Source organism: Mesorhizobium sp. M0276, assembly GCF_040321755.1.
GTDB lineage: Bacteria > Pseudomonadota > Alphaproteobacteria > Rhizobiales > Rhizobiaceae > Mesorhizobium.
Window position 1 is genome coordinate 1 of the sequence record NZ_JAMYSC010000030.1, and the last position, 13,141, is coordinate 13,141.

A 13,141-nucleotide genomic window follows, 5' to 3' on the forward strand; every position below is an offset into this window, starting at 1 on the left:
CAAACCAGGAATGCCCCATGGTCGGATATGAGATATGAAAGATCGGCGGAATGGCCAGCCCGATTGAAGGATTGCCGTGAAACATGTCCAACACGTTGTGAACGTAGCCACGGCTATTCAGCAGATTGTCAAGCATGTGCCGCTTGAACAGATTGCCTCTCGACGATTGCACTTGCGGCGACTTCTTTGTGTGCAGGCGGCAGACGAGGTCATAGCGATCGTCGATGAGCAAATCGCGCAAGGAGATGAACAGCGACGACATGTCACGACCGCGATTTTTCTCGATAACGCGGACGATGGCATTCTTTACACCAGGGCGTTTTGCCAAGGCGGCTTCAATCTCGACCTTCTTCTCCGCGGTATCCGTGGTGGCGATAAAATCATAGGCAACCGGAATATTCTCGGTCAGGGCTAGGATCTCGTCGAGCATATCAGTGTAGTAAATATGCGCGCAGACCGCGACCTTGCCGTAGTCGGCAGCGGCGCCATCGCCTTTCATCCACTCATCCGGCAAGACGCTCATCAGCGCAGCGTTGGTGTTGAGATTCCTCAACTCCGAAGAGCGTAAAACATTGCGCCAAATCAAATTGAGGTCGTAGTCGGAGGTCTCTTTAAGCGCCCGCAAAGCCCGAGGCAAATCAATGCCATTCTGCTCTAAAAAAATCGGATCGTTAAAGAAAAGTCTCCGCTTCAGTATCGGGTTTCTGTTTGAAATAGTCTCATCAACTTCAATGAATACAGGATATTTCGACGTATACCTTTCCGAATCAACATAGACATCAGAACTATATCCGAAATCTTCAAAAAACTTGGTAAAACGCGACTCGTGAATCAATACAGAGTCCGTATAATCCTTGATTATCGGCATACTTTCCCAATAATTACGAAAAGCAAGCGAGGTGAGCATCGTCCTTCTTACCGCGATGAAATGAGAGTTTAGATGGCTGGCTAAGCTCCCCTGTCCCGTGAAAGGATTGGGTACCATTTCCTTGTGACCTGATATGCCCCAAAAATCACAATCTCGAAGTTCCATTTCTGAAAACATTTCCGAGAATGGGAAAAGAGGCCCGTAGAATGTGTGATTGAGTAAAAGGATTTCATCGTAGTCGCCGAGCTTGTCATAACCTATGAACTTGAGCCCATCGCTGTACGCTCCAACGTCGAGTCCCGTATTCTCACGGATGATGATCTCGTCTACAGCAGACCGCACTGCAATTTCCGACGATCTTGAAAGGTCGCCGTTGGAGACAAAGATAATCGTCTCTACGAATGGTCTCAGTTTGCCCAGAAGGAAGAGTATGTATTCATCGGCAAGACCTGTTTCATTATAGAAGAAAAAAATTGCCCCACGACGCATCCCCAATTCCCCGCAAAACCAAACCCACGTGGCATAGGGACCACGTCTCCCACGGAAGCATCTCGACGGCGGAACACTTCCGTGTCACGATGTCGTAGTTCTAGCTAAGCTGTGAATCTATCCATCCGGAAAGTTGGCCGATCCCCTCGCCCACAGTTTTCAAAGGTTGCCATTCCAGTTCACGAACCGTCCTGTCAATGTTGGCGACAGCGCAGCGCACATCGCCGTTGCGGAACATGCCGTTGACATGCGGTTCCGGCGCTCCGTATCTTTTTGCGATGATCCTTGCCAGGTCAAGAACCGTGGTCTTGGAGCCGGTACCAACATCGTAGGCGAGCGACTGCGACAGATCTGTAGTTGTGGCTTTGTCGAGGGCCGACGCTACGTCATCGATGAAAACGAAGTCCCTTCCGATATCCCCATCTTCATAGATCGGGATACTCTTGCCTTCCTTGGCCATTCTGATGAACAACGATACAATTCCGGTGTAGCTATTCGTCAAGGACTGCCCGGGACCATATACATTCTGAAGGCGAAGTACGTTGACGATTGTTCCGAACGAAAGAGCCCAAGCTCGCAATATTTGTTCCTGGGTTAGTTTCGTCGCTCCGTAGATACTGGTTGGATTCGGTATCGTTTTCTCCGCGTCCATTGGGAGAGGCTCAAGTCCGGGAAAATCCCACTCCGCGCGTTCAAGCTGCTGCTTTGATCTTTGACCAGGATAAGTTACCTCTCCCAGATTTCTGGACTGCCATGCCCCTTCTCCGTAGACGGCGCGGCTTGAAGCCAGCACAAAACGCTCAGGAACATGCGATGCCGTGGCGAAGGCGTCCAACATGCGGGTTGTGCCAAGGACATTTGCTGTCGCGTGGCGTGAGGCCTCGGTGAGCGACTGCCCCGTGCCCGTTTCAGCCGCCAGATGTACCACGACGTCCGGTCGGGTGATTTCCAATGCCTGAGCCCAGGTCGAAGCCTCGGTCACATCGGCAACCATGAGTTCGACGCGAGGGTCAAGTTCGGTAGGACGTTTCCGTTCAGCGTGAATCTGGGGATGCAAGCTATCGATGACAATTACACGCCCGAAACGGTTTGCCAATTTGGTGGACAACGCACATCCAATGAATCCGGCTCCGCCCGTCACAACACACATTTTGGACATTCAATCAGCATTCCATGTTTCGTTGATTTGGTTGCTCCGCATCGGTCGATCTGATTTGAACAGATTGGAGCCGCGAACCACAGCCGCTCTGCCGATCGCCGGGCGCGGCGCGCAAGGCCTTTTGTCAGATGTCTCAAGACCCATCCTGTCCCTCAGACCAGGACACGGTGCACCACCGCTTCCGTCGATTGCCGCCAGTCCGGCGCGTTCCAGCCGAAGACGGAGGCGAACTTCGCGCTCGAAAGCCTGGAATTGGAGGGGCGACGCGCCTTTGTCGGATAGTCCATCGTAGCAATGTCCCGTACCCGCGCCCAAGGACCACCAGACACGCGGCTTGTGTCCAGGATATGACGGGCAAAGCCGCTCCAGTTGGCTTCGCCGGTCCCGGCCAGGTGATAGGTGCCGGGCGCACCGAAGCTCTTGTCGCCATTCAGCTGTGCTGCCGCATGCAGGATTGCATCGGCGATATCAAGTGCGGATGTGGGATTTCCCCATTGATCGGCCACCACGGCGATCTCGTCGCGGTCGGCGGCAAGCCGCAGCATGGTCTTGACGAAATTCTTGCCGAACGGGCTGTAGACCCATGCCGTGCGCAGGATCAGGTGATGCGGGTTGGCTGCCGCCACCACCTGCTCGCCGGCTAGCTTGGAGGCGCCATAGACGCTGGCTGGTGCGGTCGCGTCGGTCTCGACATACGCGCTGTCCTTCGAACCGTCGAAGACATAGTCGGTCGAAAGATGGATGACGGGAACGCCAAGCCGCCTTGCTGCTTCCGCCACTTTGCCGGCACCGACGGCGTTTACCGCGAATGCCAGATCGGGCTCGTCCTCGGCCTGATCCACCGCCGTGTAGGCGGCAGCCGAAACGACGATGTCCGGCTTGCCGGCCGCAATAGCTTCGATCAGAGTATCGGGTTTTGCCAAATCAAGTTCCGGACGGCCAATGGCGATGACCTCCACGCCGGTACGCCCCTGACCGGCCTCCAGAAGGCTTGCCGCGACCTGGCCCTCGCGTCCGGTGACAACGAGCCTCACACTACCCCCTTGCGCGCTTCGCCCAGTCTTTCACCGGCATAGTGCTGTTCGCGGATCGGCCCCCACCACCATTTGTTGTCGAGGAACCAGTCCACGGTTCTCGCCAGGCCGCTGTCGAAATTCTCATTGGGCGCCCAGCCGAGATCACGGCCGATCTTCGATGCGTCGATGGCGTAGCGGCGATCATGGCCGGGACGGTCGGTGACGAAGGAAATCAGGTCGCGATAGCTCTTGCCACCGGCCCGGGGACGCCTGATGTCGAGCAGATCGCAGATCGTCTGGACGACGCCCAGGTTCGTCCGCTCGGAATTGCCGCCGACATTGTAGCTTTCGCCCGGCTGCCCTTTCGTGGCGACGAGTTCCAGAGCCCGCGCGTGATCCTCGACGAACAGCCAGTCGCGCACATTGGCGCCGGCGCCATAGACCGGTAGCGGCTTTTCGTCGAGCGCATTGAGGATGACCAGCGGGATCAGCTTTTCGGGAAAGTGGTAGGGTCCGTAATTGTTCGAGCAGTTGGAAAGCACGACCGGCAGGCCGTAGGTTTCGTGCCAAGCGCGCACCAGATGGTCCGACGCCGCCTTGGAGGCGGAATAGGGCGAGGACGGCGCATAGGGCGTTTCCTCGACGAACATGCCGCCATCGAAAGGCAGATCGCCGAACACCTCGTCGGTCGAGACATGATGGAAGCGGAAGCGGCTCCTCCTGTCCTCAGGCAGGCCGCGCCAGTATTCCAGCGCGGAATTGAGGATCTTGTAGGTACCGACGATGTTGGTCTCGATAAACGTACCTGGCCCATCGATCGAGCGGTCGACATGGCTCTCGGCGGCGAGGTTCATGACGATGTCGATATCGTCCCGGCGGAGGATGTCGAGCACAGCCCTCTCATCGCAGATATCGGCCTGCGCGAAGCGGTAATTGTGTGCATTCTCGATCGGCCGCAGCGAGGCCAGGTTTCCCGCATAGGTGAGCTTGTCGAGATTGGTCACGCGATAAGCCGGGTTGGCGCACAGATGCCGGCACACCGCCGAACCGATGAATCCAGCACCGCCTGTCACCAGAAAATTCATGCCGCTGTCCTCTCTGCGCCCTTTGGCAGCACCCATCACGCAAATACCTCGGCGGCGACCAGCAGCGGCGCCTCCAGGTCCTTGTCCGAAAGCTGGAACCCGCCAGCCAGCGATGGCCAATCGATACCGATGGCGGGATCGTCGAAGCGGATCGATCGGTCATGCGCCTGCGAATAGGTGTCGGTGACCTTATACAGGACCTCGGTGTCGGGCACGAGCGTCACGAAGCCGTGCGCGAAGCCTTTTGGCACCAGAATCTGGTTGCCCTTTTCAGCCGACACTTCGAGCGCGACCCACTTTCCAAAGGTTTTCGAGCTGCGGCGAATGTCGACCGCGACGTCGAGAATGCTGCCCCGGATGACGCGCAGCAGCTTGTCCTGGGCCCGCGGCGGAAGCTGGTAGTGAAGCCCTCGCAAGACTCCCGCCGCGGCGGAATAGGAATGATTGTCCTGCACGAAAAGCAGGTCGATGCCCGCCTGCGCAAAGCGTTCGGCATTGTAGGTTTCCACAAAGAAACCGCGCGCGTCGCCGTGCCGCTTCGGAACGATTTCCAGCACGCCATCGATGCCGAGGGACCTGACTTCCAGCATCTAGCCCTCCGACAGCTCGACGACACGCCGGCGCAGGTAGGCGGCATATTCATTCTTGCCCAGGCGGTCGGCGCGCCGCAGAATCTGGTCCACTGTCAGCCAACCCTGTTCAAGGGCGATCTCTTCTGGACAAGCAACCTTGATGCCCTGGCGATGCTCGATTGTGCGCACGAAGGAAGACGCTTCGTGCAGGCTGTCATGCGTTCCGGTGTCGAGCCAGGCATAGCCGCGGCCCAACCGGTGAACATGCAGCTGGCCGCGCTCGAGGTAGACATTGTTGACCGCCGTGATCTCGAGTTCGCCACGCGCCGAGGGCCGGATGGCAGGGGCGATGTCAACGACGTCGTTGTCATAGAAATAGAGACCGGTGACAGCCCAGTTGGATTTCGGCTCCTGCGGCTTTTCCTCGATCGTCAGCGCGGTTCCGGTGGCCTTGTCGAAGGATACGACACCATAACGCTGGGGATCCTCGACATGGTAGGCGAACACCGAAGCGCCCTTTTCGCGCGAGGCCGCAGCCCGGCAAAGCTGCGACAACCCGTCGCCGAAATAGATGTTGTCGCCAAGGATCATGGACACGCTGTCCTTGCCTATGAAATCCCGGCCAATGATGAAGGCTTCCGCAAGGCCGTTGGGCTGCGGTTGCTCGGCATAGGACAGTTCAAGCCCGAACTCCGATCCATCGCCAAGCAGATCGCGAAAAACTGGCAGATCACGCGGCGTTGAAATGACCAGAATCTCACGGATACCCGCAAGCATCAAAACGCTCAGCGGATAATAGATCATCGGCTTGTCGTATATCGGCAGAATCTGCTTAGAGATTGCTAATGTTAGCGGGTAAAGACGCGTTCCGCTGCCCCCAGCAAGGATAATTCCTTTCAAGAAGCTCTCCTTGACATGTCTAGGCCCCCCGGGCCCTTGCCGCCCGTGATTAGGTTCCACGCAATGGCTTGTCAATCTCGGCGCTCGACAAACGACCAGACTATATCCACCCCGGTGCCCATCGACGTTTTCGGCGAGCCGTTTTATCCTGCTGAGGTCGAAGGCCTGGCGGGAACAAGCCGATTGGCGTCATGGTGATCGACTTTGACTGGCTCGCCTCTTGGGTTCAACCGTTCAGCAAAGCCTTTGTGAAAGATAATGCCATTCATGTAGGCAAAAATCATCGCAAGCGCCGCTGTTCGCAAGGGGTAATCAACCAGCGAGTGAACGAGAAGAAACGACACCGAGAGGAACGCGGCTTTCTGCAGCGGATACCGCCGAACCCCAACGGACGACGTGAAAAGCAATGTCAGGTAAACCGCGATCAGAAGAACAACGGGCGCGCCACCCTCAAGTGCCAGTTCCAGATAGTCGTTGTGAGCGTGATTCACGTAAGGCTTGAAGATCATCTCTCCCCTTTCGTAAATCTGATAGACCTTCTGAAAGCTGCCGAAGCCCACTCCTGTCGCCCAGTTCTCTTCAATTCCCGCGATCGTCGTGCGAGCAAATTCGGCGCGCCCAAAGGTCGGATCAACCACCTCCGCATCGATCTTCGCCCACGCGCCCATCGTGTAGAGCGAAAGACCGATGAAAACCGCAAGAATGCCACAACCGCCTAGCCTGGAGCGAGCGGACAGAAAGACAACCGATACTATGGTGATCGCCAGTCCGATCAGGATACCGGCGCGCGAACCGGCGGCCAGAAGCAGCAGCAACAGCATTATCAATCCGAGCGATCCAGACAGAAGGTGCCCGCGGAACAGGCCGTGGCAGACAACGAAGGGGATGGACACGAACAGCAACGCCGAAAAGTGATTCTGGTTGGCAAACAGTCCCGCATTGATCGTGAACGGCAACAACCCCTCTATGGCAACCGTTTTGGAGAGTGAATACTGGATCGCGGCAGCCAATCCGTTACAGATGATACCCATGAAAAAGAACGGCAGCAGGCCGTAGACCTGATCCGTACGCAAGCGGATAACGCTCAGAAAGAATGCTGCCGCCGCCGAAAAATACAGAAAGCACTCGATCGTGCGCCCGACGCCAACACTGACGAAGCGCAGCCGGGTTTCGCCGGCGAGCCACGGAGTTGCGAGCAGCAGTTCCGGCCGCAATCCGCTCAACAGGGCCGCAGGCAGCGGCACGATCTGAAGGCAGAACACGGCAAGGGTCAGGGCAAGCAGCCACAAGACCGGACGAGGGATGCGCTGCCCCGATGGCCTTGAAAAGACGGCCGCGGCCGAGACGATCGCTGCAATTTCGATCAGCGTTTCGGTGTAGAGGCCACTCGCCGTGCCGCCGCCAATCAGCATCGACAGGAAAAGAACCGACCCAAGCAGATACTTTTCCCATTCCGTGGACCGGCTTGGGCGCTGTCTCACAATGAAACTCTTTCGATGCTCAGCTTGTGCATGACCAACGTGCCGACGTATCGAAATCGCCAGCTCTCAGCGATGGCTGCTGTTTCCAGCCGCAACAACTGCATCGGACACGCGCTCGTTCCGATCGCGAAATCAAGGCTCAGATGCTGCCGGTTGAATGTGCCTGCCGGAATGTTGAACCGGGCTATTTCGCTTGCCGGATCTGCGCAGCGGATGGACCAGAACAGCCCCTTTGGCAACTTCAGGTTTCTCCCGGAGGCAGTCAGGGAAATCCTGTAGGAGCCGGGAGGCAATTCGACATATTGCTGGAGCGCGGCGTTCTTCACCGGCGTGTTCAAAAATCGAACGATCGCTCCGCTGTCGCTTTCGCCGACATCGCGCGACCCGGCAAAAGTAATTTCCAGACCGGAGCGATCGTGAACCTGCCAATCGAAGGGCTTGCCGCTGCGGACGGGTTCAAAGCCGCCGTTGAAAATATAGCCACCCAGCGTCCGCTCCTGATCGGACAGGCTGAAAAGGAACAGCCGATAGGCTGGCTCGTAGTCCTTTTGCCTGATGTAGCCGTTGATCACGGCAGACAGTTCCTTCGATGTCGGTGGTGAACTCGATCCGGTAAGGTCGAGCAACAGTTGACTTGCCGCGCGCAGGCCTTGCGGATCCTGACCAAGGGCAGCGAAAAGATTGGACCTCCACGGAGCCTTTATCTTTATGGCTGCCAGGACAGCCCGGTATCCGTCCGGATTTGAAAGAATCGCCGGCATGCCCGCCGCGATGATTGGAAAGCGGTCCGGCCACCGGCGTAGCAATGTGTCGATCTCGGCGACAGCGCGTGACAGATCACCTACCTCGATCGAACGGTCGATCGATCTCTGAAGTGCATGGATTTCCGTCTTGGACAGTTTTCGAGCCTGGTCGAAGAATTCAAAAGCTTCGTCCTTCTCGCCGTGCCGGTACTTGATCTCGCCCAAAAGGCTGTAGAGCCGGGCATCCGCGACATTGAAGCGAAGCGCACCCCTCGCCCTGGCAGCCAAAGCATCCAGATCAGGATCACTGCCTGTTTCGTTCAGGTCACCTGTGATGTCACCTATCAACGCATTTATGTTCAGCGGATCGATCGCAAGCGAGACGGCTGGCGTTCCGGCCTCAAGGAGCCGACTTAGCCCGATCGACGAAGCGGCCAACACTAGAACGGAGGCGACGAACCAAACGCCTGACCGCAGGAGATTTCGCGTGAGCGGGCTGGCCTGCTCCATCATCGACTTTGCCTTCGATTTTCGGGGTGCTCGCGCCGTAGTCGTAGTACTGGTAGTTCATATATTTGTAGGCATAGTTGTAGTCGAACTTGTTCACTGCAAACTTCGACATCGCCCCTCCGATCACATTCGCACCGGCCGCCCGCAGACGCCTGAGCGCCGTCTTGGCTGATTTGCGCGTCACCTGGTTGGTGGAAACGACCATCAACGTGCCCTCCGCCAGCCGGCTAAGGATTGGGCCGTCGGAAAGGCCGACGACCGGTGGAGCATCGATGATGACCAGATCGAAGCGTTTGCCGAGATTGGTCAAGATCATTGCCATCTTCTGCGAAGAGAGAAGGTCGGCCGGGTTCGGCGGAATGGTCCCGGACGTCAGTACAGTCACGTTAGGGTATTTCGTCGTCCTGAAAATGCCCGCCAAATCATCCTTGCGAACGGTATTCGTCAGAAGGTTGCTCAACCCGATCACGTTGTCGAGACCGAACAGCCGATGCAGGTTCGGTTTGCGAAGATCGCCATCGACCAGCAGAACCCTTGCGCCGAGCGCCGCGAAATCCTGGCCGAGCTTGAACGAGGTGGTCGACTTGCCTTCCGAAGGTTCCGAACTGGTCACCAGCAGCGATCGCGGCGCACCCTCCGCACCGGAGAACTGCAGCGATGTTCGCAACGAACGATAGGCCTCTGAGAGCCCGGATTTTTGATCGGCGATGCTGGCTATGAGTTCGCGGTCGTCGACAAGCGGCAGGATGCCGAGCATCGCCAGTCCCAGCTCTTTCTCGACCTGCTCCGGATTGGTGAAGGTGTTGTTCAAGAGCTCGATGATGTAGATGATCGATGCAGTCAAAGCCATGAAAAGCGCCAGCGCGATTGCAAGATTGATGCTCAGGCGTGGAGAATAGGGGGCTACGGGCAGCGAAGCGAAGTCGACGATCGCGGCGCTTTGCGTCTTGAGTTCCGAGCTAACCCCAACTTCATTCAGCTTGGTGATAAGGCTGTCGTACTGCGACCGATTGGAATCGACCTCACGCTTCAGGATCGTGTATTTGATATTTTTGTCGTTGAAGACGGCCTGCTGTCTCTCCATTTCCGCGAGCTTGGATTTTAGGTCGGCCTCCTTGCCTTGCGCTTCCTGGTATTTCAGTCGCAACGAATCCGTTATCGCAAGAACGCCATTGTCATAGAGCCGCTGCAGTTCCCTGATCTGCGATTGCAATTGCTGCATTTCCGGATAACCAGGCTTCAGGATGCCCAGTTTCTGCTGATACTGGCTGGACAGATCCGCCAGCTTTTCGCTGAGCTTCTGCAGACCTTCGCTTTCCAGAACCGGGCCGAGGCTTGATCCGCGTCCCTTTTCTATCTGACTCACGACCCGCCCCGCATCCAGGCGCTCCTGGATCGCCATGGCCAGCGCGGTGTTCAGGGCTTCGATGTTAGAGTCGATCAGCGATTTGTCGTCGCCTGTGACCGTGATGCCGGCGTCTTTTGCGTAGGTGACCAATTCCTCCTCGGATTTTTGCAGCTTTTGCTTCACCTGCAGAACCTGTTCCTGGATGAATTGCCTTGCCAGATCAGAGGTCTCGCTGGTCTGGTCCAGTCGCTGATCGATAAAACTCTGTGCGACCTGATTGGCTACGTCGCTTGCATATTTCGGCTTCTGATCGACAAAGGTGATCGACAGCAGGCTTGTATTGGTGACCAGATTGACCGTCAGATCGTCCAGGATTCGCTTGATGGCGATTGCCTCGCGCTCCTCGGGCGTTCTCTCCTCGATGGAGGGCGACTTCGAAAGTCCGAATGCCCGGTAGACAATGTTGCTCAGCGAAAAGCTCGGCGTCGGAAACAGGAAGTCCGGCTTTTCGCCAAGCCCTAGCTGGAAGGCCACGCGCTGAGCCAGCGCACGGCTCTTCAGCTTTTCACGGGCGGTCAGGAAGGCCCTGACGTCGCTGTTTTCGGAAACAACTTCGATGTCCTGAAAGACCTTCGCCGAAGGGACCAGCACTTCGAGCTGCGTCGTTGCCTGATATTTTGGTGTCTGCATCATTGTCACGATGACGCCGGCGACAAGTCCGGCAGCGGCCATCATGACGATCAACCAACGATACTGGACAATGTAAAACAACAGCTTGAGCGGGTTGAACCCGTCATCCCGACCGCCATGGTCACGACCATAAGGACCGTAGTTTTGCGGCACGTCATAGGGGAGGTCCGCAGACAGGGCCTGTCGGGATCCGGCAAGTTGGGACTGCCTGTTACGATCGAGCATGTGCGAGGTGACCCTGGGGTTGTTCGTCGTGCCCTGTCCTAAGGAATGACCGCAATGCGGGCCGCGCTGGACGCGAGACCCAGGGCATCCTTCAAATTGTTCATCGCGATTTTCGACTTGGAAGCAAACACGACGATCACATCGCCGCCATAAATGCGTGGGTTGCGATTTTTGCCGGCCCGGATTTCCTCGACATTGTAGTTTGCCACGAGCTTGTTTTGGCCGATATTCCGATAGACGAAGACCTTGCCGGCATCACCGACCGGATTGAAGCCTCCGGCAAGGGCGATCGCGTCCAGCAAAGAAGCACCGCTGGACACAGGATAGATACCGGCCTTGTTGACTTCGCCATCGACCGTGATGCGCCGGCCAATCGATTCCTTGACGAAAATCGTCACGTCAGGCGCTTGCAGGTATTTTTCACCGTAGCCAGTCTCGATTTCCTTCTCGAGTTGACGCACGGTCCTGCCGGCCGCAGTCATCGTTCCGATTAGCGGAAGCGAAATCTGCCCGCCTGCGTCGACCTGAACAGTCCTGTTCAAATTGTCGACCTGGAACACGCTAACCTCCAGCACATCATTGGCAGAGAGGGGTTGCTCGCGGCCATTCTGCGTATTCTGCGGCGGCGGCAGGTCCTTCACCACCTGCAGTGTGCCGCCGCCTGAAAGAGCCCTGGAGGACGCCGCCGGCTGAAGGGCGCTGACAGGATTTGTGGACGACGTCGATGTCGACGGGGTGCTGGTGCAAGCAGATATCGCCAGCGATGCGAGCAGCGCTGTCACGGTGCCTGCATTTCGCCTTGCAAAATCGAAGATGCCGATCAGTGGGTCCCGCTCTTGAACAGCCGGCCAAATCCGCCGAAACGGCCTACGCTGCTGGCACCCGACCTTTTCGCATTCCGCTTTCCAATGGGCACGAGCGCCCGATCCTGCAATATCGCGTCCGGACGGTTGACCGCCAGAAGCGTCGCCTCGACAAAACACAAATGCGCTACCCGCATGACGGCGAATGACGCATTCGACAAAATTACGCAAAACAGCGGGTGTCGGACCTCGGCTATCGGCTGACAGCGTCATCGTCGTCCTGCAGCCCGGTAATAAGAGCGGCGGCGCCACCAACCGCGGCGGCGCCCAAGAGAGCTGGCAGCATGACAGGCTTCGAGCTGGCAGGCACAACCGTCGCAACTGGCGTATCGAGCGAAACGCACATGCCACCTTCGACAGGATCGACCTTGATCGTGGTGTTGCCAGGAATATCGAATGCGCAGTTGGCACCCACCGCAAGCAAAGCGGACGCCTCTGCCCCGGTCATGATGCGCGCGCCCGAATACACTGGTGCTTCGGGACCCACGCCAGCATAGCCGCCGGCCTGGGACATTTGAACGTTACCATGGACCTGCGTAAGGCGACCTACCGCACCGGCGGACGCCGGCACGGTCGCAAGACAGGAACAGGTCTCCTGAGCGAAAGCATCGGGCGTTGCAAACAGAATGCCCTCTGCGGCGAATACAACAAAAACGAAAACAGCCCCGAACCTACGACGAATCCCCATTTCTACCCCACCCAAACCTGCAACTCACCCTCTTGGAATGAATCACACCGGCTCCCCCGTCAATCTCCGTCAGAGGCTGACGCCGCTGACGTCGTACTGCGTCGCCGCGAACTGTCAGAAGCGCGCAGGCAAAATCGCTTCCAGTAGGTCAACCCCCACCGCCGCCACCGGACGGCTGAATTGCGGCCGTCTGTTCGGAACCAACAAGCTTGAGGCAAATGTTGTCGTCGAGGCGGAAAATATCGAGACTCGAATTGGCCGGCACATTCAGGCTGCAGCCGCCGAACTCGATCGACGCAACAAATACGGCAGGCGCCGTTTTGCTCACAGATTCATCTGTCTTTGATCCCCTCTGCATCACCTTCGACGCACCAATTCAAAGATAGCAGATCAGCACGTAGCAGTTTTTCGATCACAATTCCAACACATTTCGCGTTGGCGGCAATTTATGCCGATTCGTAACTGTCATAGCACAGTACTTTAGCCATATCGAATGAACAGTTT

At 57.2% G+C, this 13,141-nt stretch carries 12 protein-coding genes; all 12 read right to left on the reverse strand.

Annotated elements, in window-relative coordinates; genetic code table 11:
- The coding region (locus NKJ01_RS22485; protein WP_352731047.1) for a rhamnan synthesis F family protein at window positions 1-1,357 on the reverse strand (1,357 nt) is incomplete at its 3' end.
- A gap of 100 nt (window positions 1,358-1,457) precedes the next feature.
- Entirely contained in the window at window positions 1,458-2,516 is a 1,059-nt protein-coding gene (locus tag NKJ01_RS22490) for an NAD-dependent epimerase/dehydratase family protein (RefSeq protein WP_352731050.1), read from the reverse strand.
- A 152-nt stretch (window positions 2,517-2,668) separates the two neighbouring features.
- On the reverse strand, window positions 2,669-3,550 hold the full coding sequence (gene rfbD / locus NKJ01_RS22495) for a dTDP-4-dehydrorhamnose reductase (protein ID WP_352731053.1): 882 nt from the start codon (window positions 3,548-3,550) through the stop codon (window positions 2,669-2,671).
- On the reverse strand, window positions 3,547-4,617 hold the full coding sequence (gene rfbB, locus NKJ01_RS22500; protein WP_352731056.1) for a dTDP-glucose 4,6-dehydratase: 1,071 nt from the start codon (window positions 4,615-4,617) through the stop codon (window positions 3,547-3,549). The genes rfbD and rfbB overlap by 4 nt, the downstream gene beginning before the upstream one ends.
- Window positions 4,618-4,652: 35 nt before the next feature.
- On the reverse strand, window positions 4,653-5,207 hold the full coding sequence (gene rfbC / locus NKJ01_RS22505) for a dTDP-4-dehydrorhamnose 3,5-epimerase (RefSeq protein ID WP_352731058.1): 555 nt from the start codon (window positions 5,205-5,207) through the stop codon (window positions 4,653-4,655).
- Window positions 5,208-6,089, reverse strand: coding sequence for a glucose-1-phosphate thymidylyltransferase RfbA (rfbA, locus tag NKJ01_RS22510; RefSeq protein ID WP_352731061.1), 882 nt, complete (start codon window positions 6,087-6,089; stop codon window positions 5,208-5,210). It lies immediately after the preceding gene.
- 143 nt (window positions 6,090-6,232) lie between these two features.
- Window positions 6,233-7,570 carry an O-antigen ligase family protein gene (locus NKJ01_RS22515; protein ID WP_352731063.1) on the reverse strand — a complete coding sequence of 446 codons (1,338 nt, stop codon included), beginning with the start codon at window positions 7,568-7,570 and terminating at the stop codon, window positions 6,233-6,235.
- A complete protein-coding gene (locus NKJ01_RS22520) occupies window positions 7,567-8,826 on the reverse strand; it encodes a tetratricopeptide repeat protein (protein WP_352731065.1) in 1,260 nt (419 codons plus the stop codon). The genes NKJ01_RS22515 and NKJ01_RS22520 overlap by 4 nt, the downstream gene beginning before the upstream one ends.
- The gene (locus NKJ01_RS22525; RefSeq protein WP_352731068.1) at window positions 8,714-11,086 is read right to left on the reverse strand and encodes a GumC family protein; all 2,373 of its coding nucleotides are present in this window, start codon (window positions 11,084-11,086) and stop codon (window positions 8,714-8,716) included. The genes NKJ01_RS22520 and NKJ01_RS22525 overlap by 113 nt, the downstream gene beginning before the upstream one ends.
- A gap of 38 nt (window positions 11,087-11,124) precedes the next feature.
- On the reverse strand, window positions 11,125-12,162 hold the full coding sequence (locus tag NKJ01_RS22530) for a polysaccharide biosynthesis/export family protein (RefSeq protein WP_352608095.1): 1,038 nt from the start codon (window positions 12,160-12,162) through the stop codon (window positions 11,125-11,127).
- Window positions 12,143-12,637 carry a hypothetical protein gene (locus NKJ01_RS22535; RefSeq protein ID WP_352608093.1) on the reverse strand — a complete coding sequence of 165 codons (495 nt, stop codon included), beginning with the start codon at window positions 12,635-12,637 and terminating at the stop codon, window positions 12,143-12,145. Before NKJ01_RS22535 ends, NKJ01_RS22530 begins: the two co-directional genes overlap by 20 nt.
- 148 nt (window positions 12,638-12,785) lie before the next feature.
- Window positions 12,786-12,965, reverse strand: a complete 180-nt coding sequence (locus NKJ01_RS22540) for a hypothetical protein (protein ID WP_352608091.1) — start codon at window positions 12,963-12,965, stop codon at window positions 12,786-12,788.
- Between the last annotated feature and the right edge of the window lie 176 nt (window positions 12,966-13,141).

Excerpts from the sequence above, each read along its gene's own strand:
- NKJ01_RS22490 (WP_352731050.1), bottom strand. The coding sequence starts at position 2,516 with ATGTCCAAAATGTGTGTTGTGACGGGCGGAGCCGGATTCATTGGATGT.
- NKJ01_RS22520 (WP_352731065.1), bottom strand. The coding sequence starts at position 8,826 with ATGATGGAGCAGGCCAGCCCGCTCACGCGAAATCTCCTGCGGTCAGGC.
- NKJ01_RS22530 (WP_352608095.1), bottom strand. The coding sequence starts at position 12,162 with ATGACGCTGTCAGCCGATAGCCGAGGTCCGACACCCGCTGTTTTGCGT.
- NKJ01_RS22525 (WP_352731068.1), bottom strand. The coding sequence starts at position 11,086 with ATGCTCGATCGTAACAGGCAGTCCCAACTTGCCGGATCCCGACAGGCC.
- NKJ01_RS22535 (WP_352608093.1), bottom strand. The coding sequence starts at position 12,637 with ATGGGGATTCGTCGTAGGTTCGGGGCTGTTTTCGTTTTTGTTGTATTC.
- rfbC (WP_352731058.1), bottom strand. The coding sequence starts at position 5,207 with ATGCTGGAAGTCAGGTCCCTCGGCATCGATGGCGTGCTGGAAATCGTT.
- rfbB (WP_352731056.1), bottom strand. The coding sequence starts at position 4,617 with ATGAATTTTCTGGTGACAGGCGGTGCTGGATTCATCGGTTCGGCGGTG.